Genomic DNA, 25,042 nt, shown 5'->3' on the forward strand with positions numbered 1-25,042 from the left:
ACAGTGCGTCAGCGTGACCCGTGCAGCTGGTCGACGTCGTTCTGACCGCTGGTCGGCACTATGCGCGGATGCGGCCGGGGAAGAGCTCCGTGACGCGTTGATCGACCGTCAGATGGAGCCGTAGCCTGCCCGTCGTGGGAGCCGTCGCACCGGTGAGTGCGGCCTCGGCTTCGCCTTCCCGTAGGAGAAGCAGCACGGCGAGGCCGTCGGCGGCGATCTTGTGGGCGGCGGAGCGAGTGATGGCCATGTCGTAGGACTTCCAGGTGGCGTGCGGGTCCACGTGCTGCAGGCCGGCTAGGACGGGAATGGTGCTGGCCTTGGTCAACTCCGCGAGGAGGGCTTGACGCAGGGTGCCGACGACGGTCATGGGCGCTCCGACCCCGTATCGGAACGCTGGCCGCGCGGGCCGCATACGGCCGGAGCCGACGGCGGGGCAGCGAGTCGCTCGCGAAGGTCTGCGATGTCCAGGCCCAGACGGTCGGCGACCTCGGGGAGCGGGGTCAGCGGGATCGCCTCGGCGAGTCGAAGGGCGTCCTCGAGGAGGGCGCACTGCAGGGGCGCTCCGGTCAGCAGGTGGTTTCTGGCCTGGGCGGCAGCGTCCCGGACCAGTGCATGGAGTTGGTCGGCTGTGGGCGCGGGGGCTGGCGGTGGCGGCCACGCGGCGGAGTGCGGCTCGGGTTCGGCGAAGGGCCCGGGCGCGGGCAGAGCGGGGGCTTCGGGGCGGTTGCGGTACCAGTCCCAGGCCTGCTGCGCGGAGATGCGCGGTGGTGTCGCCGCGGTGGGGCAGTGATCGGGGTCGGCGGGTGCGGCGTGGACCTGGGGCAGGGGAAGCAGGCCGCGCAGGGCTGCGAAGGCCGCCGGGGTAGTGCGGAGCCGGTGGGTGACGGCGTGGGCCAGGGCCGCGGAGTGGTGGCAGGGCGGGGTCCCGCACGTGCAGGCGAAGCCGATGTGCTGCGCGGCCGGGGCCAGTTCCGTGCCCGCGCAGTGGGCCGGGTCGGCGAGGCAGTCGGAGAGTTCTCCCGCACGCAGCCGGGTGGCGTGGCCGCAGGTAGTGCTGCTCTCCAGCAAAGCGGTGATCTCGGCCTGGCAGAGCATCGGCACGGTGATGGCGGTGTGCGCCTGGTGGCCGGTATGGCGTGCGGTGGCCATGGCGGAGGCGTGGCCGGGGGACAGGGTGAGGTTGGTGATGCCGCCGGCGGCGAAGTCGTTGTGCCCAGCCAGCAGGAGGGCGTCGTCGCCGATGGCGGTGCGCAGGGCGCTGCCCCAGGCGTCCGGCCAGGGGGTGTGGGTCATCGGTGCGCTCCCAGGGCGATCAGGTCGCAGATCTGTTCGTCGCTCAGTTCGGTCAGGGCGGAGTAGCCGTCGGCCAGGACGGCGTCGGCCAGCGCGCGTTTGTGACGCAGAAGGTCGTCGACGCGGTCTTCGAGGGTGTTCTCGGTGATGAGTTGGTGCACGGTGACGGTGCGCTGCTGGCCCAGGCGGTGGGCGCGGTCGATGGCCTGGCTTTCCTTTGCGGGGTTCCAGGGGCGGTCGAACAGGACCACATGGCTGGCGCGGGTCAGGGTCAGGCCGGTGCCGCCGGCTTTGACGGTCATGACCATGGTGCGTCCAGGGGCGGCCTGGAAGGCGTCGATGATCTTTTGGCGGTCGCGGCCGGCGGCGATGTCGCCGCTGAAGTACAGCGGTTTGAGGCCGTGGGCGCGCAGGTGGTGGACGAGGTGGCGGGCCATGGTGCGGTAGCCGGTGAAGATGAGCGTGGACTCCTGGGGGTCGGTCAGTACCGGCAGAAGGTCGTCGAGAGCGGCGAGTTTGCCGGAGCGGGCGGCAGCGCGCTCGGGGTCGTGGTGGCCGTCCGCGGGTTCGCGCAGGAAGTGGGCGGGGGAGTTGCAGATCTGCTGGAGCTGCAGGAACAGGGTCAGCAGCAGGCCCCTGCGGTGCATGCCTTCGGCGGAGCGCAGTTCGCGCAACGTCTGGTCGGCGACCTGCTGGTAGAGGTCGGCCTGCTCGGAAGAGAGCGAGACCACGCGCGGGGCGATGATCTTCGCGGGCAGTTCGGTGGCGATGCCGGGGTCGCCCTTGCGGCGGCGGAGCATGAAGGCCTTCAGGAGCGCGGAGAGGCGTTCGGTCAGGCCGGTGTCGGTGATGTTGGCTTCGATGGGTCGGGCGAACTGGTCGCGGAAGGCGCGCAGCGGCCCGAACAGGCCGGGGTTGAGCCAGTCCATAACGGCCCAGGCCTCGGTCAGGTTGTTCTCGACCGGGGTGCCGGTCAGCGCGGTGCGGGCGGTGGTGTTCAGCAGGCGCATGGCGCGCGCGGCGCCGGTGCGGTGGTTCTTGATGGCCTGGGCCTCGTCGGCGACGACCAGGTCGAAGGGTTGCTCGACCAGGATGTCGACGTCGCGTCGCAGCGTCTCGTAGGTGGTCAGGACGATGCTGTTGGCGGTGGCGTCGTGCAGGTCGCGGCCGGGTCCGTGGTAGCGCACGGTGGCGACGCTGGGAGCGAAGCGGTGGATCTCGCGTTCCCAGGTGACGAGCATGGAGGCCGGGCACACGATCAGGGTCGGGCCGGCGGGGTGGCGCTCGTGCTCGCGGCGGTGCAGGTGCAGGGCCAGGGCGGTGACGGACTTGCCCAGGCCCATGTCGTCGGCCAGTAGTGCGCCGAAGCCGGCGTCGGTGGTGTTGGCCAGCCACGCCAGGCCCTGGAGCTGGTAGTCGCGCAACGTGGCCTGCAGGGTGGGTGGCGGGTCGACCGGGCGGGTTCGGGAGCCGCTGCGCAGGAAGGCCACGATGGCGGCCAGGACGTCCTCCGGCTGGCAGGGGAAGGTCTGGCCGTCGCAGGTGAGGGTGCCGGTCAGGGCGGCGCGCAGTGCCTCCCCGGAGGCCATGGGTGGGATGGTGGGGTCGGCTGCGCGCTCCGCGGTGGCCTGGTCCAGCAGGACCCAGGTGTCGCGTACGCGTGTCAGCGGGCGTGGCGCGCGGGCCAGGTCCTGCGCCTGCTGCGCGGTCAGGTCCTCGCCGTCGACGGACAGTTGCCAGCGCCCGGCGAACAGGTCGTTCAAGCAGAACGTGGGCCGTGCGGCCTCGGGCGGGCACGCAGGGCGCCGGCCCACGACGGCGCGGGTATGCAGCGCGCTGGTCCACTGCTGATCCCACTCCACCAGCAGGCCCAGCTGCTCCAGCTGGCGTCGGGTGTCACCCAGCAGCAGCACCGCCTCGTTGCCGAACAGGCTGATCATGTCGGGGACCGGGCGCTCCAGGAGCCGCTCGGCCGGCGGCCAGTGTGGCGCCAGGCGGCGCAGGCAGCGCCGGATGTCGGCCAGCACAAGCGGGTCGGAGCCTCGCTGTTGGACCGGATTCCAGTGCCGCTCCGGTGCGCCTGCGCTGGCGGGGACCCGGACGGACACCTCGCCCAACAGCAGCTCGGTGTCGTGCGGGCTGTTGTTCTTCGGGCGCCGCACGGTCAGCTTCAGCTCCACTGCTACTGCGTCGGGCTGCAGTTCGGTGATGTCGTCCGCCCAGCGCAACAGCGCGGGACTGCGCTGCTGGCGCGGAACGGCTGCGGTGAAGGGACCGCCGCCCAGGACCGCGGGGGTACCCGGTCCGCGCAGCATGGCCTCGGCGACCGCGTCCAGAGCGGCGCGCACCACGATCCGCGGCGCCCACAGCCGGTTCCGGCGCAACCCGGTGGCCACACCGCAGTGCCCGGTGGCCACCATGGCCTGCCGCAGCTGCCTTGCGCGTTCCTTGTGCTCGGGCGTCAGCGGCCCGGCCCGCCACAGATCCGTGCCCTGATCGCCGACGGCGGGGTGGACCCGGCCGGCGGCCACCAACTCCAGGCCCAGCCCGATCACCTGCCGCCAGACCCGCACCGAGTGCGCTTCCTTGCCCCGGTCCCGGCACCCGGCCAGGGCGTTGGCGAGCAGCCGCACCGGCACCTGCCAGCACGGCACCTGCTGCGCGGCGACCATCGCGCCCCTCTCCGGCAGTAGCAGCTCGGCCTGGCAGGCTCGCAGCGGCCGGGGTACCGGCCCGGGCAGCGGAAGCCGGTCCAGGCGGTAGAGCAGGAACCGGGCGCTCTCGCCCTGCACGTCGATGGTCAGTTCCGCACCCTGCTCCAGTGCGTCGCGCAGTGCTTCGCAGGCCGCTTCGGCCTCGCCGCGTTCCGCCGCGGGCCCGCCGGGGCCATGGCTCAACCGCTCGTCCCGCACCGCCTGCGGCAGCACGGGCGCGGCTGGCTCTGGCGCCGCGGCCACAGGTTCCGCGGCGGCCTGCACTGGTGCGGCGATCAGGTCCAGCAACTCGGCTGCGGCGGCGGTCTGCGCAGCGCGCTTGGTCGGGCCGGCGCCGGTCGCGCGCACCGGCCGGCCGCCGCTGCGGCAGGTGACGGCTGCCACGAAGCCGTGCTGCTTGTCCACCTGGCCCTCGCCCACGTGCAGCGCGGAGACCTTCCCCTTCATCTTGGCGTCGTTGAGGAGCATCAACGGGTTCTTGCCGGTGGCTGCCGTCTTGTCGGTCCGGGGCGGCGGCGCCTCCTTGGTCGCACGAGTGCGTGCGGCCAGCAGCTCCTGGGCTGCTTGCAGGCGCGCCCCGGAGCGGCCCACGCTGCGGCCTGTTGCCGACAGCAGCTGGCCCTCACTGACGCAGGCCGCCACACACACGAACTTCGGCTCCAGCCCGGAGATGCCCGGGTGCTCCTTGAACACCAGGTCGCTGATCTTTCCCTGGTCCTGCAGCCCCTCCAGACTCTCCAGCGGCCCACAGGGTGTCGAGACGCCAGACGCACCAGCCGCCGTCGCCGGCGCGGGTGACCTGGAGGGCAGCAGGCCCAACGGAAGGCCGGCGAGCACGGACAGGACCTGGAGACTCGCCGCGCCGCGCGCGTGACGCTTCGTGGCCAACCACGGGCTACGCTCGGTGATGACCTCCCCGCCCACCAGACACTGAACAGTCGAGCGGAACCCGCCCGAGCCCGCGCCAGCCACGTCGCTGAACTCGGGTCCGGGTAGGTTGCGCACCGACTGGTGCAGCGTCAGCACCGCCACCGCCGTGCCCGGTTCCGCACGCGCCACCTGCAGGGCCGCGATCCGGGCCGGCATCCACGCCTCGCCGTCCGGGGTGAACAGCACCGCATGCAAATCACGCGGGATCAGCAACCCGGCCCCAATCCGCGACATGACCTCAGCGACCACCGCCGGCGCGACCTGCGGCTGCTCCAACGCCGCCTGCAACCGTGCGGCGAACGACAGGTCGCGGGCCGCCCCACCGCTGCTGCCTGCGATACGGGCGGCAGGCAACCACGCCGCGGCCTTGACCGCCACCTGCTCCACCGGCTCGCAGCCGCTCACATGCCCCAGCAGGGTGACCGCCGCGTACTGCTGCGCCGCCTTATGGGTCGTGCGCGTGACCACCGCACCATGGACCGCGCCGGAGGCGCCCCGCCAGCCCGCCTGGCAGCTGAAGTGCTCGGGCACTGACGGTGGCAGGTCGCACACCACGAAGGCATTGGCGACCCCGGCCTGCTGCGCGTGGCAGTGCAGCACCGAGGTGGCCACCTCCGGGCGGGCCTGTACGAAGGCCCACGCCGACGCGGTGGCCGGATGCCCCGGCGCGAAGCGGGGCAATCGCAGTAGCAGCAGTCGCAACTCCTGGACACCCAGTCGCCCGCAGGCGGCACGGGCGGCAGCCTCCGCGCCGAAGTCGGCGGTCATCCGACGGTCCGCGCAGACCCGCTGCAGCAGCTTCGCGAACGCCTGCGGGTCCACCGCCGCCAGACCCACACGGGCGCCCGGGGCACCCGGACGCGGCACTGCAGCGGAATGAGTCGAAGGGGGAGTCGCCATGAGAACCTTCAGGAAACCGGCACGTCACTATGCGTGCTTCGCTTTTTAGAATCAGCAACAGAGCGTGACAGACTGCCAGTTAATTCATCCCGATTTCACCGCTTTGCGCGCGATTGAGTACACAGATGTGCGACGGCCAGGGATTTGATTGACGATGCGCTACAGGGGGCGGGTCGCCGGCGGCTTCTCCGGGCCGAACGCAACGGCGCGAATGGGCGACCCTCACGCGCTGTCCAGACTGTGCTCCACTGTTACTCAGAAAGACTGTGTGCGGCACGATGATGCACACCACCGTGCCCGACAGGAACAGTCCCGTTGGCGCCGCCCTGGTCGTGCACCGGCGCGGCCAATGAGGTCGCTCCCACGACCCGGCTGACCGCCCTGTCGGCACCGGGCCGCCTGGGTCGGACCCTGCGGTGCCGGACGTGATCCACAAACCGCGTACACGCCCAACCCCGGTGTGCTGAAATGCGAGAAGCCAGGGGCACGGCGGGCTCCAACTGCAGCAGGGAGCAGCCGATGGAAGGTCAACCCGAAGGCCCGGCCGGCCTGCTGGACCCAGCAGCCCCGACCACGGTCACCATCCCGGGCGACAGCAGGCAGCGCATGTTCCACGTCCCGGGACTGGTACTGGCAGCAGCGGTCGCCGCGATGTACCTGTTCCTGGAGATCTCCTTCGCCCTCCCGGGAGCAGCCGCGGCCGCCGGCGGACACGCCGTGGCCGACGTGCACGCCTCCAACCGGCAGGCCTTCGCGGCTGCCTTCGCCTGGACCATGATGGGCGCGATGTGCCTGGCAGCCCTGGCCGCGGCCGAGCCCTGGAGCGCCATCAGCGCACCACTGCGCCCGGCCAGTCGACTGCTGCCGACCGCCGCTGTGGTGTTCTGTCTGGCCGAACTGCCGACCGTGGTGCTCAGCGCGGTCCAGCACTGGACCTTGGACCGCTTGCCTGGAGCCGGCTCCTACCTCGGGGGCGCTGCCCAGACCCCGGTGCTCGGATCGGTGACGGAATCCATCGCCGCCGGCTTCAGCGAGGAAGTCGTGGTCCTTGCCGGCCCGGTGCTGCTCCTGCGGGCCGTGTGGCGTCGACCGCTGGGCCCGGTCGGACGCGGATGCCTGATCACGGTCCTGGCGGCGCTCCGGCTGTCGTACCACGTCGAGTACGGGTTGGGTGTCCTTCCGTTGCTGCCGTGGGCCATCGCTTGTGCCCTGATCTACGAGCGGTCCCGCGCGCTGATCCCGCTGATGATCGCGCACGCCGTCTACGACGTCGTGGTGACCATGGCCAACCGCGTCGACTCCTACACCCAGGAGACCCTGATCCTCGCAGTGGCCTGCGCCGTGGTGGCCGTCTACGCGCTGCTGTCGCTGCGGCAGGCCCGAACTGCCGACTCGCTGCTTCTGCCCCGCGGGTGAGCCCGGCTGACGTCCGGATCAGTAGTTGACCTGGAGAACGGGACCGCCGAGCAGTTCATAGAGCACTCGGACAGCCTGACATCTCCTACGCGGCCCCGCGCTTCCGGCCGGCCTTCCGCACCGCGTCCTGCAACTGCTCGCGGGTCATGTTCGACCGCCCGGCAATATGCAGCTCGGAAGCCAACTCGTACAACTGCGCCTTGGTCATGCTGTCGAGCTGCGCGGACGTGCGCCGCTGCCCGACCCGAGTCACCGTCGCCGTCTCCTCGGCGGCCTCCGGCTCCGGATCCGGCTGCGCACCGCGATCGGACGGCGCAGACCGGTCCAGGCTCCGTCGCAGCGCCTCCATCAGGTCCACGACGTTCGTCGCGCCCGGCGCCTCGGCCGCATGCACGATCTCCTCCCCGGCTCGCTTGGCGTCGATGAGTGCGCGGATCTTGTCCTGGAACTCGTCGCGGTAGTCGGCGGGGTTCCACTCGATGCTCATGGCCTCGATGAGTTGCTTGGCCATGGCGAGCTGCTCGGCTGCCAGGCGGGTGTGGCCGGGCAGCTGGGGCAGTTCCTTGGCGGGGTCACGGACCTCGTCGGCGTAGTGGAGCGTGTGCAGCTCCAGCGCGCCCTGTTCGTTGGGCCGGATCGCCGTCAGGTACTGCGAGCCGCGCATGACAAATGTGCCGACACCGATCTTCCCGGTCTCCTCCAGAGCCTCCAGGAACAGGGCGTAGATCTGCCCGAACTCCTCGCCCCGCGGAGCCAGGTAGTAGCTGGAGTCGTAGAACCGCGGGTCGACTGCGCCCGGGTCAACGAACCCGGCGATCTCGATCAGGCGCGAGCGCCCCGGTGCGATGTCGTCGAGCTCGGACGGCTCGATGATTGCGTAGGTGTCGTCGCCGAGGTCGTAGCCCTTGACGATGTCGTTGAACGCGACCTCTTCGCCGGTGCGCTCGTTGACGCGCTTGATCCGCACCCGGTCACTGGTACCGCGCTCGATCTGCCGGAAGCGGACCTTGTGCTCCTGCGTCGCCGAATACAGCCCGACCGGGACGGTGACCAGCCCGAACGACACTGCGCCGGTCCAGATTGCCCGGGCCATACGCGCTCCTCACCGTGATGGTCATGGGCGCCGCCTGCGCGTGCCGGTGGACCGACGGATCTCTGCCACTGCTACCCATGAACCCGGTCATCCGCGCAGGTGGCACAGAATCATCGTCACGCCGCCCACCTCCGGGTGCATCCGGAGCGGGTCAGGCAGCGTCCAGAATCGCGCGGGCCTGCTCGTCCACGGAGATCAGCTCGTCGGAAACCCCGTACTCGGACGCCAGCGCGTACACCTCGGGCCATGTTCCGGCAGCCCGCTCGAGGACCACCTGGTCGTTCCGGCACTCGTACACCGCCACGGTCACGCCGTCGCCACGGGCCTGGTGGATGTAGAACCCGAGGACCTCCGCATCACTGTCCATGCGCCCATCGTCTGGGAGAGGCGTGCGAGGTGCACTCTGGAGAGGGCACTGTCGCCGCTCGGTGCAGCAACGAGCCCGGCTCAGTCTCCCGGCGGCAGCGTCGCGCGATAGGCACGACGGCAGGCCACGCAGCGGGTCTCGGCCCTGAGCTCCTCGAGCTCCGCGATCGGCAACGTCCCCGCTGCCGGCGTCAGCTCATGTCCGCACAGCCCGGTGCTCTTGCCGGTGTGGACCACGTGCCACAGGTGGATGGCTCGCCCGCCAGGAGCGGGCCGGAACTCGACCTTCAGTTCGACCATGTGGCCACTCCCGCTGCCCGGCATGGCCGTCCGGCCGTCACCTCAGGCGGCCTCTTTGATTTTGATGTCCGCCTCGGCGGCGGCCCGCTTGACGGCCTCCACGCCCTTGATGGCCACGGCCTTGGTCGGGTAGCCCTCGCCGGATGCCACGGTCTCGCCGTTGCCGGCCTTGAGGCGGAACCGCCACTGGTTGGCCTTGTCTTCGTAGACCTCGAAGTGCGCCGACATCTGTGCTCCTGGTGGTTTCGAAACGAGTTGTATCGGCACGCTACGTCCGGTCAGGGCGGTCGGCATCCCAGGCCGCGGTCCCTTCCCCCACGTCAGAGGCCTCTACCGCCGCACCCCTGCGGCCCCCGGCCGGGCGAACTCTCAGGTTCGGCACCCGGGGGTAGATCACTCCCACTGGTCGGCTCCGCCACCGCGCCAGACAACGGGGATGTCGGCCCGAAGTCCCGCCTCTTCCAGGAGGCGGTCCACGTCCTGCCATGACTCGGCTCGTCCCACGTCCACAGCTCCAACCTGAACCGGGCGCCCCGGTCCCTGGGGTGAGCTTTCCATGGGCCATACGACGACCAGGGGATCGGCTTGGGTCATGACAGCAGGGTCGCCCCGGGCGCCCGCAGCGGCGAGTCGGACCGATCGGCCCCGCGGTAGCGAGCAACTCGGGGTGGACGGTGCGGCCAGCTGATGGTGACCGCTGCGGTTTTGGGGCGGTTGGGGGCAGTGTGCCGCTGCACGCTTTGACTTCACTATCAAAGTGAACAGGTGTAGTATATGGTCACAGTCTAGGGTTTGGGAGTGATGGTGTGAAGATCGGCTTCGATGGGGAGCGGGTTGAGGTACCCGCCGATCTGGGCCGCGCCTTGCTCGCGGCCCTGCGCGGGGACCGCGTGGAGCCGCCGCAGGCCGGCGCGTTCGAGGACCTGACCGCCCTGGTCTCCAGGCTCAGCGGCCTGATGCAGCACCTGGGCGTGGTCAAGGAACTGGCGATGTCCCGCGCGGACGCCACCGGCGGCTACTCCAACCGCCGTGCCCTGGGCGCGGCCGCCGCGATGGCACCCTCACAGTTGGGCCGGGTGCTGGAGGGGCACGGGCTGCCGCGCGACCGGCGCAGCGGCGGCGTGAACCTGGCTTTCGCGTTCCGCACCACCGATGACGGCGCCCTGCACCTGGCCACCGAGGCCGAGGTCGCCGACCTACCCTCGTTCACGCTCCCGTTCACCCCCGCGGAGCGGGCCACCGCGCCGACGGACTTCGCCGGGCGGGAACTCACCTTCTACTACCGCCCCCAGGTCCCGATCGCGGTCGCCGACCTCGGGCGCACGGCCGGCTACACCCTGCGCAGCACCGAGCAGGGAGTGATCGCGTGCGTGACCGAGGCCCTGTTCGACGCCCTGTTCGGTGACCCGCGGATCGACCCGACCCGGCCCACCGGACGCTGAGGAGACCGCCGGATGTCCGAGGAACTGTTCCACTCCGTCGACGCGCTGATCGCGGCCGTGGCCTCCGGCACGGTGCTGCCCGCCCCCGCGGAGCGGGTCCGGCTGCGCCAGGCGGCCGGGCTCACCGTCGCACAGATCGCCGCGGCTCTGCGCGTGGACCCGGTCCTGGTCCAGGGCTGGGAGGACGGCAGCGCCGTCCCGTCCGCGGGCATCGCCCCGGCATACGCGCGGCTGCTGGAGGGCCTGGCGGAGCGCTTCCCCACCGCCGCGGCCGCCCCCGTGCAGTCGGCCGCCGCTTCGGCTCCGGCGGTGGGGGAGGTGGCGCTGGTGGCGGACCGCGGCCCGGACGGCGAGATCCTGATGCTCGAGCCCCAGCCGTGCCGGTGGTGTGGGCTGCCGACGCCGATCCGCGTGGGTGGGGTTGCGCAGCACCTGGGCGACTTCTGCCGCACCCAGCAGCCCGCTGCCGCCCCGACGCCCCTCCCTTTCACGCCGCTCCCGTCGGTGTCCGTACCGGTCGCTCCGCCGGTTCCCGCCGTGGCTCCGGCTGCCGCAGTCGCACCGGTCGCTGCCCCGGTCCGGGCCGCCGCACCGTGGACCCCGACCCCCGGGCCCGGCCGCCGTCCGGCCCCGGCCCGCCCCGCGAACCGCCCCACTGCGCCCCGACCCACCTCCGGCTCCGGGCAGGCCGGTGCTGCCCGCTGGTGGCCCGCTGTCGCGCTGGACGTGGCCGCGGACGGCGGCTGGAAGCCGGACATCGAGAAGATGCCGGTTCCGGCCGGGCCCAAGCTGGGCGACTGGTTCGCGTGGCTGGGCACCGGGCTGCCGCTGCGGATCGAGCGTGCCCACCCGTCCGGGCGCGGCGGTGACGGCATGGTCGTGCTGACCGCCGCCGCCCTCAAGCAGCTGGGCCTCCCGGCCGACCTGCCCACCACCGACAAGGCCCTGACGGCGCTGCAGAGCAAGCTGGCCAAGGCCGCCGGCGGCGTCGGCATGGAGATCTCGGACCAGGTCGGGCCGACGTTCCACGCCTTCCGTCGCAAGGGCTCCGCCGGCGGCCCGCGCACCTCGGTCCGGATCAGCGTCGCCCCCTGGCTCGGCCAGGGCGATGCCCGCCAGCAGGCCACCAGCGCCCTGATCACCCCCCTGGCCACCGCCCCGGACGGCACCGTGGACGGCCTCACCCTGGCCCGCCGGATCCGCGCCTTCACCGCCGACCTCGGCGTCGCCCCCGGGGCGAGCACCGCCTCCACTGCGATGCTGCTGCTGGACGCCGTCCGCCCGAGAGTGGAGTGGACCAAGGACGAGACGACGGGGGAGTGGTCCTCACATCTGCGTGAAGGAGCCCTGCCGGTCGGTGACCTGTGCGTGGCCCCGGCTGCCGGGGCCCGGCACCCGCTCACCCGCGAGCTGCTGTCCCGCAAGGAGACGGTGTGCGAGGAGGAGGACTACAAATGGTGGGCGCGCATCCCCAGCCAGGCCGAGGCGGCGTGCCCGTACGCGGTCGCGGTCGACGTCTGCGCCTCCTACCTGTCCGTCACCGAGTCGCTGCGCCTGCCCGCCGGTGAACTGGTGCACGTGAAGAACCCGGCCTGGGACGGCGGGAAGGTCGCCGGACTGTGGTGGTGCGACTTCACCACCACGACGGTGGACGACCTGCTGCCGCACCCGGCGACCTTCCACGGCCTGCCGCCGACCGGGCCGGGCTGGTACGCCACCCCGACCGTCGCCTACATGATCAGCGCCTACGGCTTCGACCCGGCGACCATCACCGACGGCCTGCTGTCCACCCACACCGTGCCGCTCCTCAAGGAGTGGACCGGCCGGTTGCGCGGCGGCTACAAGCGCACCTACGGGGTCCTGGGCCTGGTCGACGGGCAGAGCCCGGCCGAGTTCCTGGCCGCCTACGCCGTCCACAAGGACACCGGCACCGACCCGGACCGGGGCGACGCCCTGGTGCTGTCCTCGCTCTACAAGAACATCTACAAGGGCGGCATCGGGAAGTGGTCGGACTCCGCCAGGCACCTGGACGACGCCACCTGGCTGGAGAAGGTCGCCGCGTCCTGGCAGTACCGGCCGGAGATCAGGTTCCACATCATCGCCGCCGCCCGCATCGCCGCCCACCGGCGCATGCGCAAAACGCTGCAGCTCACCGGCCGCGCCCCGATCGCCGTCAACGTCGACTCGTACCTGTACGCGGCCGCGCAGCCGTCCCCGCTGGAACTGCTGCCGGTCAAGGACGACGGCTCCCCGGTACCCGGGGCGCTGCGCCTGGGCATCGCGCCGGGCAGCCACAAGCACGAGGCCTCGATCCCGATGGCAGCGGTGATCGAGGCGTTGGAGCGGCGCGAGCACCCCTCCAAGCTCACCCACGCGTTCACCACCGACGGCGAGCCCGTCGACCAGGACCAGGCCGTCGCCGACGGCACCGACGTTGAGGAAGGCCGGGACTGATGGCGGGCAAGGGCATGTTCGGCCGCGTGAGGGAGGCACTGTTCCCCTCCCGGAAGGCACCGGTGCACGCGACCACCCAGGCCGGGCAGGTCAGGGACAAGATGTTCGGCGGCAGCACGAAGGCGATGGCCGCGGCCTACGGCGTGAGCCAGCGGACGGTGGAACGCTGGATCGACGGCACCCGCACACCTCCGCAGCTCTCGCGCGCCGCTGAGAAGCGGTGGGAGAAGGAGAACGCCGCCCGCCGGCGGCGCGGCCAGGCACCGCTGCCGCGCCCGACCACCTCGGCCGACAAACTGGCCACGGACGCGGTCCGCGCGCAGACCACCGAACGCGGCCGCGAGCGCAAGGCCCGCCAGCTGGAGCAGCGCGGCACGGTCTCCGGCATCGGAGCCCGTGTCGGCCGCGCCACGACGTTCGAGATCCGCGGCTCGGACGCGATCCGCACCCGCGACGTCCACCTGAACCTCTCGGGTCAGCAGGCCGCCGCCCTGGCCCGCGCACAGAACGAGGACGAGGTACGGGCCGTGATCGGCCAGGCCCTCGCCGACTACTTCAACGGCGGCAGCGGCTACGGCGGCTTCTCGCCCCAGGACTTCGAGTACGACACCAACGACTTCGACCTGAACTGATCCCGTCACCGACCAGTCCGATGGAGGCGCCATGGCCACTGAACAGCCCACCCCGGTCTGCCAGCGTGCCCACTACACGCTTGCGGCGCAGTGCACCCTGCTGCCCGGCCACGACGGTACCTGGCACCAGGCCCTGCACCCCGACGACGGGCGTCTCCTGCGCTTCCGCGTCACCGCCGACGTCCAGCAGACCCAGGAGTGGGAGCCGAACGACGACCCGGGCGCCACGAACCCGGGCGAGTGGATCACGCTGCACTACGCCACCGCGCAGACCAGGTTCACCACCGTCGTCCCGGACGACCTCGACCAGCGTGGTGCCAGCCTGATCTCCGGCCACTTCGAGACCGGCCGCACCCGCGAGACCGACACCGGGACCGGGACCGAGTGCGCGTGCGGCACCTGGTACCCCGCGAGCCCCTACGGCGCCCACAGCAAGCACCTGGGCCGGGAGATCTCGCTGCTCGTACGCTCCTACTTCGACACCGGCCTGCACTACGGGAAGGCGAGCTGATGGGTGCCCTGTGGCTGCTGCTGGCCGCCGCCGGCGGCTACATCCTGCGGTGGGCGGGCCCGGCCCGCCGCCTCACGGCCTGGGCCGAGCAGGAACTGACCGACCCGGGCCGCGGGCTCCGGCACCGGGCTGCCGTGGCCGTGACCCTGGTGGACGTCGCGGTCCACCCGATCCGCTCGCGCCGGAACTGGTCCGCCAACCGGGCCCACGACCGAAACCAGGAGGAAGAGTTCACCGGCGCGATGAAGCCGGCCGTGCGGTACGACCCCGCCTGGGCCGCCGACCCCGGCCAGCAGCCCTGACCGCTGCAAGCCCGGTCAGTCCAGGTCCGCGCTCGCCAGCGCCACCGCGAGCGCGATGTGCGAGACCGCCCCCAGGCACAGCTCCGCACCCATGCTCGGATCCGTGGCGGTGCGCACCTCGTGCAGCGCCAGCAGCCCGGTCAGCACCGCGGCGTCGACCGCCTGGTCCAGGACCTCCTCCACCGAGAACTCGCCCCGGCCGCCAGCTGCAGCACCAGGGCGGCCGCCTCCGCCGGATCCCTCCGCCACTGCGCAGTGACCTCATCGCCAGCGGCCACCAGCCCCATCGCGGCAACCTGCTCCACCGTCGGCAGCGGAACGCCGCCCGCCCCCGGCGGGTCGGCCTGCTCGACCAGGTCCCGGGCCGTCGCCACCGCGCACCGCTCGGTGTAGGTCCGCCGGGCCTCCCCCCGCTCCCACACCACGACGTCCGGCCACCGGGCGCAGTCCTCGACCCGGGCCCGGTCCAGCAGCAGCGCGGCAGTGAGGCTGACCTGAACGCACGGCAGCAACGCCACCTCCACCACCTCCCGGACGGGCGGCGCGGCGGCGATCGGCCGATACACCGCGGCCGCCGCCTCGGCGCAGGCCCCGATCAGCTCCGTCAGGGCGGCGATCAGCCGGGCGTGGCGGCGCCGGCGGGTGGGAAGGGCACGGCGGTCCGATGTCGCGGTCATCCTCCGCACTATGCCGCGCCGCCCCGCCCCCTGGGCGGTTTTCCCCCCGCCGGCCCGCCCCAACGTGGGTTCGAGCGGCCCGGCGATCAGACCGGAGTCAGCCCGTCCCTGCCCGGTGTCGGCCCCCAGCGCAGGTCACGCGGCCCGTTGAAGACGTCCCGGGGCAGCGGCACCGCGCTCTCGCTGACGGTCTCGAACACCTCGAAGAACACCTCGTCACCCACGGGGGCCTCCTTGCTGGCCTCGACCAGGGCCTGCATGAACTCGGCGCTGTCGCGGTCGTACTCGGCCCGGTGCTCATCCATCCACTGCGCCACCCACAGAGAGCCGTGATCCTCCCGGCGCAGTACGGCGACGGCGCTGACATAGGAGTGATCCATCGTCAGCTTCCCGTTCCGGCCGGCGCTCCACCGCCAGTCCTCGATCCCGCCGTTCGGACCCAGCGTGCCCGTCACCTCCGGGTCGCCGTACATGGCCGCGACCACGCTGTACGAGTTCAGCGGGACGGGCCGCCCGGCCGGGTTGTCCAGCACCACCACCAGCGGCATCCCCGAGTCGGCCAGCTCCTTCAACTGCCCCGCCGCCTTGGAGATCTGCCGCCGCACCGGCTTCAGCGCCTCCTCCATGGACCGGCTCCCCACGGAGGCACCCACCGGGAGGGTCTCGAACATCCCGAAGGTGTCGAAAGCCTTCACCTCAAGGACCACCTTCGCCTCGGCGGCAGTCACCAGGAAGTCCGGGTTCTTGGTGATGCCCAGGTCCGGCTCGTGCTCGAAGGCGTAGCCGCGCTCCTCCAGGTACCGCTGGACCCGGGCCTCCGCCGCGTCGGCCAGCTCCTTGATCTCCTTGTTGCTTCTGCCGCTCATAGGCTCATTCTCCGGCACCGCCCCACGATGCTCCGGCCACCGGGCCGCCCGTCATGCCGTGCGGACCGAGCGACCAGAACGCTCCGACCGGCCAGAGCCAGCCAGCCGTCGACGTGCCCCAGCCGCTGGACCCAACACCGAAACGCCCCGCCGGACGGTAGCCACTGTCAGTCGGCCATCGGCAAGTGGGTGAAGGTCGTGTCGTCGTCGACCACAGCGAGGCCTGCGGCGACCAGTCCCGGCACGGGTTCCAGTGGCAGTGGCCAGCCGTCCGCGACGGTGACCACCGAGCTGAAGGCGACCGGGCCGACCAGCGGCGGCAACCCGGACTCGATGCCCGCACGCCACAGTGCCAGGACCAGCTCCGTATCAGCCACCAATCGGCTCACCAGGGTCTGACGGTGCTGTTCCCCGGTATCGGGGCGCGGTCCGTACAGTCCCCACAGCGCGTAGCCCTTCTCCCAGTGCGGGTCGACGCCCATCAGGACGCATGCCTGCTCGAAGGTGAGGTCCACGCCGGCGGGCATCTGGTCGGGGCGGATGACCAGCGCGCCGGCGACGTTGAAGTGGAGCGTTTCCGCTGGCAGGTCGTCAGATTCGTTGTCCACAGCGGCATCATCCACCCTCAGTGTCCATGTGCGCCGGGGAAGTCGGGTTGCACATGCGGTCGGCTGGCCGGTCCGGGTCGCCCAGCGAGGCCGACGAATGCATTGCACACGAACCCCGGCCCGGGTACCTGCATCTCCGCATGAGTCCTCCGGTTGCTGTCCCATCGTCGCCTTCGACAGCACCTGGGGTACCTCGGTCAGGCGATCTTGGTTCCCGGCCGCGTGTGGTGACGCGTATCTATCGGGTGGCCTCACCACAGTGGACCCATGGCACCCTCACGGATTCTCGTTGTCCTGCTGCTGGGCAGCGCCTTGCTCACCGCGACCGGGTGCGACGGAGGGTCCTCGAACCCATTGCTGCTGAACAACCAGTTGGTTCCCGCGCCGCCCGCGATCGGCTCACCGGCACCTGCGGTGGCCAGGCCGTCGCCTGCCGCGCCTGAACCGAGCGCTCGCTCCTGGATCGCGGTAGCCGGCGCCGCTCCTACGTTGCTGCCGCAATCAAGCCCGTCGGACCCGGTCACCAGACCGGCCCCCACCCTCTTGTCCCCTCCGACCACAGTGAAGCTGCCGCCGCGTCACGCGGTCCACCCCCGTCCCCGCTCTGAGCAACAGCATCAGAAGCCAGCTCACCGCCCTGGTGGCACTCACCATCAAGCAGGCGGCACCACCCAGGAGCACCCGCAGAGCCCGCCCCAGGGGAGGGACCTGTGCCAGACCGCGCAGCAGTACGGCGGCCTGCCCGGAGCCCTGGCGGGCGAGTGCCACAGCATCTACGGATGATCCCCAGCGCATCAGCGACGTGAGCCCACCGGGATACTGATTACAAACGCTCCGGCCAGTAGCGTTTCGCGCCCGCCCACGCCTTGCTGCTGGGCAGGTCGCCCGAGACGAAGATGACGTTGTCCAGCCGGACCGATCGCTGTTTGAGCTCGGATGCGGGCGCTTCCGGCTGCTGGCCATGGTGGTCCCAGTCCGTCGCGGCGAACTCCCAGCACTGAGCGCTGGGACAGATGACCTCCGCCCAGTCCTGGTCCTCGGTGTAGATGACGCGCCACCCTCGGGCGGCATTCCACCTTCCCATGTACGCCTGGCAGCACCCGCATCGGATGTAATTGGAGGGCGGGCCCCATCCGTTGGCCCAGTGTTCGTCGTCGTGCCGCTTCCAGGGCGTCGGCCCCGGTCCCTCCATCGCCATTCACCGCCCGTCTCCTGCTACGAGGGCTGAGTGGGGCCCTCGTTGGCCTGCTCGTCCGGGACGCGGCGTTCTGCTTCGCGGCGGTCCCAGTCGATTCCAGCTGTGATGAGGTGCTTGTACTCCCATAGCTGTGGTCTCTCCGCCCCCGTGAGCTCGGCCGGCAGTTGGTTCACCTCGTCCCACGCTGCGGAGCGGGCCCGGCATGCGGCCGGCCAGTTCCTGGTGTTCACGGCCCTGCTGAGTTCGATCATCAGCTGCCTGAGCTTCTTCCTGGCAGACTTCTGCTTCTTCGAGAAGTGCTGTGCCGGCGCTTTGGCGGCGCTTGCAGTCCGCCGCTGTTCGTCCGGTGAGGGTCCACCGGCGGTGAGTTGGACCCTCGGTCGGCCTCGGTGCGTCATCAGAGGCTCCTTCCCGGACACCGATGTCACAACGCGCAGGGACCGGGCTCCTGGAACAGCGCGTCCAGGGCCGTGTGCATGAGCCCAGGGTACGTACGCGAGACCCCTCATGTCAGGCCGAAGTATGAGTCCTGACCTGCGGGGATCCAGTGCCTCGCGAGGGAACTTGCTACACATGCGCAACAGCGCACTGCGTCGCGCGGCCTCTGCTCACGGGCGGCGTTGGCTGCTACGCTCCAGTTCGAACACTTATTCGACATCGGTTGTACGATAGTGGGCGAAAGGGGCATTTTTGGCATCGGTGTGGGTCTGAGCGGAAGGGAGCGGCTGGTGTGTTTACGCATCTGCAGGTCGCGTCCGGCTACTCGGCCCGCTACGGGGCCTCGCTGCCCGACGCCCTGATCGCCGCCGCGGCGGAGCGGAACCTGACCGCCCTGGCACTGACCGACCGGGACACCGTCGCCGGCAGCGTGCGGTTCGCCAAGGCCGCGATGAAGGCGAACATCCGCCCGCTGTTCGGCGTCGACCTAGCTGTCGCCCCTTCCGAGCCCGCGGCGTCGACCGCTGGGCGGCGGTCGCCGGCGCGCGGTGGCGCGTTCGTGGACGAGTCCGCCCCACGGGTCACCGTCCTGGCCCGCGACCGCTCCGGCTGGGCAGCGATCTGCCGCATGATCAGCGCCGCCCACGCCGACCCGGCCGACCGCCGACCGCTGCTGACCTGGTCGGCGCTGCGCCAGCACGCCGGTCCCGGGCTCACGGTGCTACTGGGTCCGGACTCCGAGCCGCTGCGCGCCCTGTCCGCCGGACGCCCGGACCGCGCCACCGAGCTCCTGACCCCCTGGCGCGAGGCCTTCGGCGACCAACTGCGCCTGGCCGCGGTCGCCCACCGCCAGGGCGACACCGGACCCGGCTCGCTGCGCCTGGCCGCCCGCACCGTGGGCCTGGCCGCCGACCTGGGCATCGGGGCGGTGCTGTCCAACTCGGTGCGCTACGCCCACCGGTCCCAGGCGCCGATCGCGGACGTGCTGGACTCCGCGCGCCGCCTGGTGCCCATGCACGAGCAGTCCCCGGACCCGGGCGAGCGCTGGCTCAAGCCCGCCGCCGCCATGCAGGAGATCGCCGAGCGGATCGCTCGGGCTGCCGGCCAGGAGCACGGCGGCGCCGCCCGGCTGCTTGCCGCCACCGAGGACACCGCCGCCGGTTGCCGCCTGGACCCGCACGGCGACCTGGGGATCGGACAGGTGTTCCTGCCCGAGGACACCCTGATCGGCGCCGACGTCCGTCCGGCCCACCGGGTGCTGGCGTCGCGGTGCGTGCGCGGCATGGTGCTGCGCGGCTACCACCACGACGGGCCCACCTGGCGGCGCCTGGACCATGAACTCGACATCATCGGCCAGTTGGGATTCGAGAGCTATTTCCTGGCGATCGGCTCGGTGGTCGACGACGCCCGCGCCGCCGGCATCCGCGCCGCGGCCCGCGGGTCGGGGGCGGGGTCACTGGTGGTGCACCTGCTGGGGATCGCCGCGGCGAACCCGATGGACCACGGCCTGCTGATGGAGCGATTCCTCTCCCCGCACCGGCGCACCCTGCCCGACATCGACGTCGATGTCGAGAGCGCCCGGCGACTGGAGGTGTATCAGCAGATTTTCGACCGGTTCGGGACTGAACGGACCTGCGCCATCGCCATGCCCGAGACGTACCGGGTGCGGCACGCGATCCGCGACGCCGGCGCCGCCCTGGGCATCGACCCGGACGAGGTCGGACGCCTGGCCAAGGCATTCCCGCACATCCGGGCCAAGGACGCCCGCTCCGCCCTGGCCGAGCTGCCCGAGCTGCGCGAGACCGCCCGTCACGCGGAGAAGTACGGGCGGCTGTGGGACCTGGTGGAGGGCCTGGACGCGCTGCCGCGCGGGGTCGCGATGCACCCGTGCGGCGTGGTCATCTCCGACGCCGGCCTGCTGGACCGCACCCCGGTCGTGCCGACCTCCGGGGAGGCGTTGCCGATGAGCCAGTTCGACAAGGAGGACGTCGAAGACCTCGGGTTGATCAAGCTGGACGTCCTGGGGGTGCGGCTGCAGTCCGCGATGGCACACGCCGTCGTGGAGATCCAGCGCACCACCGGAAAGAAGATCGACCTGGACAGCCCCCGCGACGTACCCCCGGGCGATCAGGCAGCCTACGAGCTGATCCGCTCGGCCCAGACGCTGGGCTGCTTCCAGATTGAGTCGCCGGGCCAGCGTGACCTGATCGGCCGTCTGCAGCCGGAGACCTTCGAGGACTTGGTCATCGATATCAGTCTCTTCAGGCCGGGGCCTGTGGCTGCTGACATGATCACGCCATTCATTGAGGCCCGGCGCGGCAAGCGGACCCCCGTGTACCCGCACCCGGACCTGGTGCCCGCACTGGAGAGCACGCTGGGTGTGGTGGTGTTCAACGAGCAGGTCATGCAGATCGTCAGCGTGATGACGGGCTGTGATCTGGGGTGGGCCGACGTCACCCGCCGCGCCCTGGGCGACCCGCAGCGGATCCCCAAGGTGCAGGCGTGGTTCCGCGCCCAGTCCCTGGGGCGCGGCTACACCACCCAGGTGGTGGACCAGGTGTGGGAGATCCTTTCCGCGATGGCCAGCTACGGCTTCGCCAAGGCCCACGCCACCGCGTTCGCCGTCCCGACCTACCAGTCCGCCTGGCTGAAGGCCCACTTCCCGGCCGCCTTCTACGCCGGCGTGCTCACCCACGACCCGGGCATGTACCCCAAGCGACTGATCGTCGCCGACGCCCGCCGGTTCGGCGTGCCGATCCTGCCCGTTGACGTCCAGCAGTCCGCAGCCGACTACCGCACCGAATCCGTCGACACTCCCGAGGGACCCGTCCTCGGGGTGCGGTTGGCGCTGTCGGAGGTGCACGGGATCTCGCAGGAGCAGACCGCGCGGATGGTCGACGGCCAGCCCTACCAGTCGCTCGCCGACTGGTATGCCCGCGCTCGCCCCGCCCTCCCGGTGGCGGAGCGCCTGGCCCGGATCGGAGCACTGGAGTCACTGGGACGCGGAACCCACCGCCGGGACCTGCTGCTGCAGATCACCGAGCTGCACCGCCAGCACCAGGCCACCGCGATCCCCACGCAGCTGGCCCTGGCGGACTCCACCAGCGCCCCGGCTCCCTCCGGCCTGCCGGTCATGACCGCCCAGGAGGAACTCGGGGCGGAGCTGGCGGTGCTGGGCCTGGACGGCTCGCGGCATCTGATGTCCGATCACCACCAGCTGCTGTCCGAGCTCGGGGTGGTACCCGCCCACCGGCTGGCCGACCTGCAGACCGGTGCGCAGGTCCTGGTCGCCGGCGCGAAGGTCGCCAACCAGACCCCACCGAACCGCACCGGCAAGAGGATCCTCTTCGCGACCCTGGACGACGGCACCGGCCTGATCGACCTCGCCTTCTTCGACGACGCCCAGCACTGCGCCGGCACGGTCTTCCACTGCTTCCTGCTCCTGGTGCGCGGGACCATCGCACGCCGCGGACCGCGCAGCCTGAGCGTGGTCGGCAACCAGGCCTGGAACCTCGCCGACCTCGCCGCAGCCCGCGAGCACGGCGGCCTGGACGCGGTCCTGCGGCAGCTCGCCACCGCCGCCACCCACCCCACAGCCCCCGCCGACGCCGAGGACGCGACGGACCCGGACCGGGTGCTGACCCTTCCCACCGGCTACACCCTCGCGCCCTGGGCCGACCTGCGACCGGCCGGCGGCGACGCCACCGCGACCCGGAAACTGTGGACGTCCTCACCGGGGAGCGCCGGATGAACGCTGATCGCCGCAGTATCGCCTACGCCCACTTCCACCACGTGAATGAGGAGGTGTATCGGCAGATCTTCGACTCCCTGGCCGACATCACCCCCGTCGTCCAGGCCCTGCCCACCGATGCCGCCCTGCTGGACCTCACCGGCGCCCTGGGCTACTTCCACGCCACCCCGGCCAGCCTGGCCCTGCTGCTCCAGGTCAAGGTCATGGCGCGGTTCGGGATCACCGCCACCGTCGGCATCGCCGAAAACCGCCTGCTCGCCACCCTCGCCGCCCAGACCACCGCGCCCGGCTCGATCCAGGTCCTGTCCGCCGACCCGCAGCAGATCACCGCCTTCCTGGACCCGCTGCCGGTCCAGGCCCTGCCCGACATCGGCCCCAAGACCGCCAAGGCCCTCGCCCGTTACGGCCTGCACACCATCGCCGACCTGCGCCCGGTACCGCTGACCACCCTGCAGCGCATCACCACCGCCACCACCGGACGCCTGCTCGCCGAACGCGCAGCCGGCACCGACCCTCGGACCGTGCAGCCCCAAGGACCCCCGACCACCCTGTCCACCAGCCGCGCCTTCCCCCGCGACACCCTCAACCCGACCGCCGCCCGCAGCGCCCTGCTGTCCATCGCCCTGGAACTCGGCGCCCGGCTGCGCCACACCGCCCAGGTCACCGGACGCCTGGAACTCGAGGTACGCATGGCCGACCGGTCCAGCACCACCCGGGCCCGCACATTGCGCGAGGCCACCGACCACACCGCGGCTCTCCAACACACCATCACCGACCTCTACGACACCCTGGCGCTGCAACGCGCCCGGCTGCGCTCGGTGACCGTCCGCGCTCAGCAACTGCGCCCGGTCCAGGACTCCAGCTTCCAGCTGACGTTCGACCGCCGCACCGAGCTCCGCCGCCGCCTGGACCCCCTGCTGGACCGGGCCAACGATCGGTTCGGCCCCGATGCCCTGCACTTCGCCGCCCTGCTGAGCGATCCGCGCCGTCACCGCAACGCCGCGTAGGCGATCGTGCCCCCGGCCCCGCCGGGACCATCTCCGTCACCGGGATCGGCCACTGTCAGTGTCATGACGACCCTGCCCGCGCAATTCCCAGCTCGACTCTGGCGGTGGGGACTGAACCTCGACGTCCGGTCCTTCGAAGTCGGCACGGTGCCACCTGGTGAAGGCGGCGCCGATCCATCTCGAGCAGGCCTACACCGGTGCAGCCGCCTTCTGCTGTTGCTGGCTCAGTAGTTTGCTCCAGATCTCCGACCAGTTGAGTGCCTCGCGCGCGGGCCGGACCGGCGGAACGGGCTGGTTCTCCAGACAGAGGACTTCGGCGAGCGGAGTGCCCCAGGTCGCCCACTGGCGCAGCAGGTAGTGGCCGATGAGCTTGATCTGCTGGGAGTCGGCAAAGTCGATGGCCGGTTCTGAGAAGGAGCCGTTGGTAATAGCGACCACGACATCGGCCCCATGAACGGGGCGGGCCGTCCCGTTCAGCGCGTACAGCACCGGCGCGCCCACGCTTTTGCCGCGGCGCGTGTGCTTGCACTGGATGACCACACGAGTCCGGCCGTCCGGGGCCACGGCGATGACATCCGCGCCCCGGTCGTTGACCCCACCGCATGCCTGCTCGATGGTGAAGCCGTCCCGCTCGGCCAAGTCCGCTACAGCGAGCTCGAACTGAGTGAAGGACATCTCGCGAATTCGGTCCAAGGTGATGCTGTGCCCTGACCGGCACAGCCCGCGATATTGGTCCTCGCGCAGGGCGAGGCCGTGCGCGGCCTCGCGCTCCGCCGCGACGAGCTTCTGGATCCTGTCCTTAACACTGAGGCTCGCTCGCCAGCAGGCGATCGCCTCCTCGGCCAGAGAGAAGTCACCCGTGCGGGAGCGGTCAAGGCGTCGCCGAATCCGGTGAGTCCTTTTGCAGGGCCAGATAGATCTCTGCGACGCGGCGGTGCAGGCCCCGGACCTTGTCCGACTCCCGCCGGAGGGCGTCGCCGGTCCGTATCGCGAGCTGCCGGCACTCCTGGTCCGTCGGCGTCGTATCGTCCGGCTTCACCAGGGAACGCAGACGTTCCCGTGCTGCCGCCGCTCTGCTTTCAAGGTCCTTCTTCTGGCGGTCGAGGGCACTGTAGATGTCCAGGACAACACGAGCTTCCACCATGCACAGGTGGGATGCCAGCAGGTCGTCCTGGTCGGCGTGCGCCAGGTAGGTACCGACGGAGCGGGTGAAGGCTTTGTCGAGCAGGCGGGGCGGGAGGACGGCGGCGTCAGTATCGATGATCACCGCCGGAGGCTACACACTGCTCCTGACATTCGTGTATCCGCGTGCTGCTGTGATAACCGCAGATCAGCGCGCTGCGGCCGTGGTCTGATGCCGCATCGGCCGCCGGGTCTGTGGGCGGGGGCGAGCGCGATCCGGTGCCACTCGATCCGGTGAGAGCATGCCGAGGAAGGTGACCGTCGGACCCTCGCGGGGGTTGGGGCGATCATGACGATGAATCGCCGGACCTGGATCGCCGCTGCTGTGCTGCTGGCCCTCGTGCCCTCGGTCTCTGCGGCCGATGCGGCGCCTCGTACCCGCGCCCAGCAGATCGACCTCAGGATCAACGCCGGTGCTGCCTACGGCGTAGTCGGCCTCGCGGTCACGCGCGAGGGCCGTGGCTTCCGTCTGCGCGGCAATCTGATCAACTCATCCGATGCGGTTCGCGCGGGCGAGTACGACGGGGACGACTGCGTCGAACTGGTTGCCCAGGAGATGTACTTTGGCCTGGGTACCACCGGGAACTCTGTGGCCAAGCTCTGCCACTACGGGGACGTCTACATCGACCGCCGCACCAGCCACAGCAGCATCCGGCTGGTCGCCCACGACCAGCGCAGGGGCGACAGCGCCGAGTCCCGCATCGTCACTCTGACCGGTTGAGGCCGCGTGCCGCCGGGAGCCGCGGCCGGTTGGCCGCCTTCAGCAGGCGCCTCGGACGGTGGATCACCGATAACCGGGCCTGGCCCCCTGTCGTTCGCTGTGTGTGCGACCCGTCCGAGGGGAGCGTCAGGAGGGGAGCGGCGATGCGGATTGCCATCAGGAGCGGCCCGGCGCAGGAGAACCCAGTCCCACCGGCCGCACATGTGGCTGCGACGCTTCAGGACTGCCCGGAGCCGCAGTG

The 25,042-nt window shown here is 71.2% G+C and carries 24 protein-coding genes; 9 read left to right on the plus strand and 15 right to left on the minus strand.

Going from position 1 to position 25,042, the window contains the following annotated elements; translation table 11 throughout:
* Nucleotides 1-58 precede the first annotated feature (58 nt).
* The 3 genes from IF29_RS0134275 to IF29_RS44525 are packed head-to-tail and all read right to left on the minus strand — an operon-like array spanning nucleotide 59 to nucleotide 5,774.
* On the minus strand, nucleotides 59-367 hold the full coding sequence (locus tag IF29_RS0134275) for a hypothetical protein (RefSeq protein WP_030263580.1): 309 nt from the start codon (nucleotides 365-367) through the stop codon (nucleotides 59-61).
* Nucleotides 364-1,293, minus strand: coding sequence for a hypothetical protein (locus tag IF29_RS0134280; RefSeq protein ID WP_051726404.1), 930 nt, complete (start codon nucleotides 1,291-1,293; stop codon nucleotides 364-366). Before IF29_RS0134280 ends, IF29_RS0134275 begins: the two co-directional genes overlap by 4 nt.
* On the minus strand, nucleotides 1,290-5,774 hold the full coding sequence (locus IF29_RS44525; RefSeq protein WP_051726405.1) for a DEAD/DEAH box helicase: 4,485 nt from the start codon (nucleotides 5,772-5,774) through the stop codon (nucleotides 1,290-1,292). Before IF29_RS44525 ends, IF29_RS0134280 begins: the two co-directional genes overlap by 4 nt.
* Nucleotides 5,775-6,356: 582 nt before the next feature.
* Between IF29_RS44525 and IF29_RS44080 the strand changes: the two genes are divergently transcribed.
* Nucleotides 6,357-7,253, plus strand: coding sequence for a CPBP family intramembrane glutamic endopeptidase (locus IF29_RS44080; RefSeq protein ID WP_030263588.1), 897 nt, complete (start codon nucleotides 6,357-6,359; stop codon nucleotides 7,251-7,253).
* Between the two features lie 85 nt (nucleotides 7,254-7,338).
* On the opposite strand, the gene ku is transcribed toward IF29_RS44080, so the two are convergent.
* From ku to IF29_RS0134310, 4 genes are all read right to left on the minus strand, one after another.
* Complete coding sequence (gene ku, locus IF29_RS0134295; RefSeq protein WP_030263591.1) at nucleotides 7,339-8,346, minus strand: non-homologous end joining protein Ku; 1,008 nt, start codon at nucleotides 8,344-8,346, stop codon at nucleotides 7,339-7,341.
* Nucleotides 8,347-8,497: 151 nt separating this feature from the next.
* On the minus strand, nucleotides 8,498-8,713 hold the full coding sequence (locus IF29_RS0134300; protein ID WP_030263594.1) for a hypothetical protein: 216 nt from the start codon (nucleotides 8,711-8,713) through the stop codon (nucleotides 8,498-8,500).
* An 80-nt stretch (nucleotides 8,714-8,793) separates the two neighbouring features.
* On the minus strand, nucleotides 8,794-9,012 hold the full coding sequence (locus IF29_RS0134305) for a hypothetical protein (RefSeq protein WP_030263601.1): 219 nt from the start codon (nucleotides 9,010-9,012) through the stop codon (nucleotides 8,794-8,796).
* Nucleotides 9,013-9,054: 42 nt separating this feature from the next.
* Nucleotides 9,055-9,240: a YegP family protein gene (locus IF29_RS0134310; protein WP_030263610.1), complete on the minus strand. Its 186-nt coding sequence runs from the start codon at nucleotides 9,238-9,240 to the stop codon at nucleotides 9,055-9,057.
* Between the two features lie 578 nt (nucleotides 9,241-9,818).
* On the opposite strand from IF29_RS0134310, the gene IF29_RS0134315 reads away from it, so the two are divergent.
* Genes IF29_RS0134315 through IF29_RS0134335 form a run of 5 tightly spaced genes read left to right on the plus strand, consistent with a single transcriptional unit; the run spans nucleotide 9,819 to nucleotide 14,353 of the window.
* The gene (locus tag IF29_RS0134315; RefSeq protein WP_030263612.1) at nucleotides 9,819-10,454 is read left to right on the plus strand and encodes a hypothetical protein; all 636 of its coding nucleotides are present in this window, start codon (nucleotides 9,819-9,821) and stop codon (nucleotides 10,452-10,454) included.
* Nucleotides 10,455-10,466: 12 nt separating this feature from the next.
* Entirely contained in the window at nucleotides 10,467-12,908 is a 2,442-nt protein-coding gene (locus IF29_RS0134320) for a helix-turn-helix domain-containing protein (RefSeq protein ID WP_030263634.1), read from the plus strand.
* 26 nt (nucleotides 12,909-12,934) lie between these two features.
* On the plus strand, nucleotides 12,935-13,540 hold the full coding sequence (locus IF29_RS0134325) for a helix-turn-helix domain-containing protein (protein WP_157624078.1): 606 nt from the start codon (nucleotides 12,935-12,937) through the stop codon (nucleotides 13,538-13,540).
* A 31-nt stretch (nucleotides 13,541-13,571) separates the two neighbouring features.
* Nucleotides 13,572-14,051 (plus strand): hypothetical protein, encoded by a 480-nt coding sequence (locus IF29_RS0134330; RefSeq protein WP_030263640.1) that lies wholly within the window; start codon nucleotides 13,572-13,574, stop codon nucleotides 14,049-14,051.
* Nucleotides 14,051-14,353 (plus strand): hypothetical protein, encoded by a 303-nt coding sequence (locus IF29_RS0134335; protein WP_030263644.1) that lies wholly within the window; start codon nucleotides 14,051-14,053, stop codon nucleotides 14,351-14,353. The genes IF29_RS0134330 and IF29_RS0134335 overlap by 1 nt, the downstream gene beginning before the upstream one ends.
* A 15-nt stretch (nucleotides 14,354-14,368) precedes the next feature.
* Here the strand turns inward: IF29_RS0134335 and IF29_RS46475 are convergent, their stop codons facing one another.
* From IF29_RS46475 to IF29_RS47120, 6 genes are all read right to left on the minus strand, one after another.
* On the minus strand, nucleotides 14,369-14,536 hold the full coding sequence (locus IF29_RS46475) for a hypothetical protein (RefSeq protein WP_157624079.1): 168 nt from the start codon (nucleotides 14,534-14,536) through the stop codon (nucleotides 14,369-14,371).
* Nucleotides 14,494-15,030 (minus strand): hypothetical protein, encoded by a 537-nt coding sequence (locus tag IF29_RS42645; protein WP_051726406.1) that lies wholly within the window; start codon nucleotides 15,028-15,030, stop codon nucleotides 14,494-14,496. The genes IF29_RS46475 and IF29_RS42645 overlap by 43 nt, the downstream gene beginning before the upstream one ends.
* Nucleotides 15,031-15,116: 86 nt before the next feature.
* The gene (locus IF29_RS42650; protein WP_037597657.1) at nucleotides 15,117-15,896 is read right to left on the minus strand and encodes a hypothetical protein; all 780 of its coding nucleotides are present in this window, start codon (nucleotides 15,894-15,896) and stop codon (nucleotides 15,117-15,119) included.
* A 167-nt stretch (nucleotides 15,897-16,063) separates the two neighbouring features.
* Nucleotides 16,064-16,504, minus strand: a complete 441-nt coding sequence (locus IF29_RS0134350) for a hypothetical protein (RefSeq protein WP_051726407.1) — start codon at nucleotides 16,502-16,504, stop codon at nucleotides 16,064-16,066.
* A gap of 823 nt (nucleotides 16,505-17,327) precedes the next feature.
* Nucleotides 17,328-17,702 (minus strand): hypothetical protein, encoded by a 375-nt coding sequence (locus IF29_RS0134355; protein WP_030263649.1) that lies wholly within the window; start codon nucleotides 17,700-17,702, stop codon nucleotides 17,328-17,330.
* Between the two features lie 17 nt (nucleotides 17,703-17,719).
* Entirely contained in the window at nucleotides 17,720-17,953 is a 234-nt protein-coding gene (locus tag IF29_RS47120) for a hypothetical protein (protein ID WP_198037638.1), read from the minus strand.
* Nucleotides 17,954-18,432: 479 nt separating this feature from the next.
* Between IF29_RS47120 and IF29_RS0134365 the strand changes: the two genes are divergently transcribed.
* Both IF29_RS0134365 and IF29_RS0134370 read left to right on the plus strand, forming a co-directional pair.
* Nucleotides 18,433-21,891, plus strand: coding sequence for a DNA polymerase III subunit alpha (locus IF29_RS0134365; protein WP_030263654.1), 3,459 nt, complete (start codon nucleotides 18,433-18,435; stop codon nucleotides 21,889-21,891).
* The gene (locus tag IF29_RS0134370) at nucleotides 21,888-22,898 is read left to right on the plus strand and encodes a DNA polymerase Y family protein (protein ID WP_063757679.1); all 1,011 of its coding nucleotides are present in this window, start codon (nucleotides 21,888-21,890) and stop codon (nucleotides 22,896-22,898) included. The genes IF29_RS0134365 and IF29_RS0134370 overlap by 4 nt, the downstream gene beginning before the upstream one ends.
* A gap of 189 nt (nucleotides 22,899-23,087) precedes the next feature.
* Here IF29_RS0134370 and IF29_RS0134375 read toward each other — a convergent pair whose 3' ends face one another.
* The gene (locus IF29_RS0134375; protein ID WP_051726410.1) at nucleotides 23,088-23,573 is read right to left on the minus strand and encodes a restriction endonuclease; all 486 of its coding nucleotides are present in this window, start codon (nucleotides 23,571-23,573) and stop codon (nucleotides 23,088-23,090) included.
* Nucleotides 23,574-23,769: 196 nt separating this feature from the next.
* Entirely contained in the window at nucleotides 23,770-24,165 is a 396-nt protein-coding gene (locus tag IF29_RS0134380) for a hypothetical protein (RefSeq protein ID WP_030263670.1), read from the minus strand.
* A gap of 204 nt (nucleotides 24,166-24,369) precedes the next feature.
* On the opposite strand from IF29_RS0134380, the gene IF29_RS0134385 reads away from it, so the two are divergent.
* The gene (locus tag IF29_RS0134385; protein WP_030263673.1) at nucleotides 24,370-24,801 is read left to right on the plus strand and encodes a hypothetical protein; all 432 of its coding nucleotides are present in this window, start codon (nucleotides 24,370-24,372) and stop codon (nucleotides 24,799-24,801) included.
* Nucleotides 24,802-25,042: the final 241 nt, after the last annotated feature.

The organism is Streptacidiphilus jeojiense (assembly GCF_000719095.1).
In the GTDB taxonomy this organism is placed as follows: Bacteria; Actinomycetota; Actinomycetes; order Streptomycetales; family Streptomycetaceae; genus Streptacidiphilus; species Streptacidiphilus jeojiensis.

Coding starts and splice junctions, on each gene's coding strand:
- IF29_RS44080 (WP_030263588.1), top strand. CDS start 6,357: ATGGAAGGTCAACCCGAAGGCCCGGCCGGCCTGCTGGACCCAGCAGCC.
- IF29_RS0134375 (WP_051726410.1), bottom strand. CDS start 23,573: ATGTCCTTCACTCAGTTCGAGCTCGCTGTAGCGGACTTGGCCGAGCGG.
- IF29_RS0134370 (WP_063757679.1), top strand. CDS start 21,888: ATGAACGCTGATCGCCGCAGTATCGCCTACGCCCACTTCCACCACGTG.
- ku (WP_030263591.1), bottom strand. CDS start 8,346: ATGGCCCGGGCAATCTGGACCGGCGCAGTGTCGTTCGGGCTGGTCACC.
- IF29_RS0134335 (WP_030263644.1), top strand. CDS start 14,051: ATGGGTGCCCTGTGGCTGCTGCTGGCCGCCGCCGGCGGCTACATCCTG.
- IF29_RS0134320 (WP_030263634.1), top strand. CDS start 10,467: ATGTCCGAGGAACTGTTCCACTCCGTCGACGCGCTGATCGCGGCCGTG.
- IF29_RS42650 (WP_037597657.1), bottom strand. CDS start 15,896: ATGAGCGGCAGAAGCAACAAGGAGATCAAGGAGCTGGCCGACGCGGCG.
- IF29_RS0134385 (WP_030263673.1), top strand. CDS start 24,370: ATGACGATGAATCGCCGGACCTGGATCGCCGCTGCTGTGCTGCTGGCC.
- IF29_RS0134330 (WP_030263640.1), top strand. CDS start 13,572: ATGGCCACTGAACAGCCCACCCCGGTCTGCCAGCGTGCCCACTACACG.
- IF29_RS42645 (WP_051726406.1), bottom strand. CDS start 15,030: ATGACCGCGACATCGGACCGCCGTGCCCTTCCCACCCGCCGGCGCCGC.
- IF29_RS0134300 (WP_030263594.1), bottom strand. CDS start 8,713: ATGGACAGTGATGCGGAGGTCCTCGGGTTCTACATCCACCAGGCCCGT.
- IF29_RS0134355 (WP_030263649.1), bottom strand. CDS start 17,702: ATGGCGATGGAGGGACCGGGGCCGACGCCCTGGAAGCGGCACGACGAC.
- IF29_RS0134275 (WP_030263580.1), bottom strand. CDS start 367: ATGACCGTCGTCGGCACCCTGCGTCAAGCCCTCCTCGCGGAGTTGACC.
- IF29_RS0134280 (WP_051726404.1), bottom strand. CDS start 1,293: ATGACCCACACCCCCTGGCCGGACGCCTGGGGCAGCGCCCTGCGCACC.
- IF29_RS0134310 (WP_030263610.1), bottom strand. CDS start 9,240: ATGTCGGCGCACTTCGAGGTCTACGAAGACAAGGCCAACCAGTGGCGG.
- IF29_RS0134305 (WP_030263601.1), bottom strand. CDS start 9,012: ATGGTCGAACTGAAGGTCGAGTTCCGGCCCGCTCCTGGCGGGCGAGCC.
- IF29_RS47120 (WP_198037638.1), bottom strand. CDS start 17,953: ATGATCGAACTCAGCAGGGCCGTGAACACCAGGAACTGGCCGGCCGCA.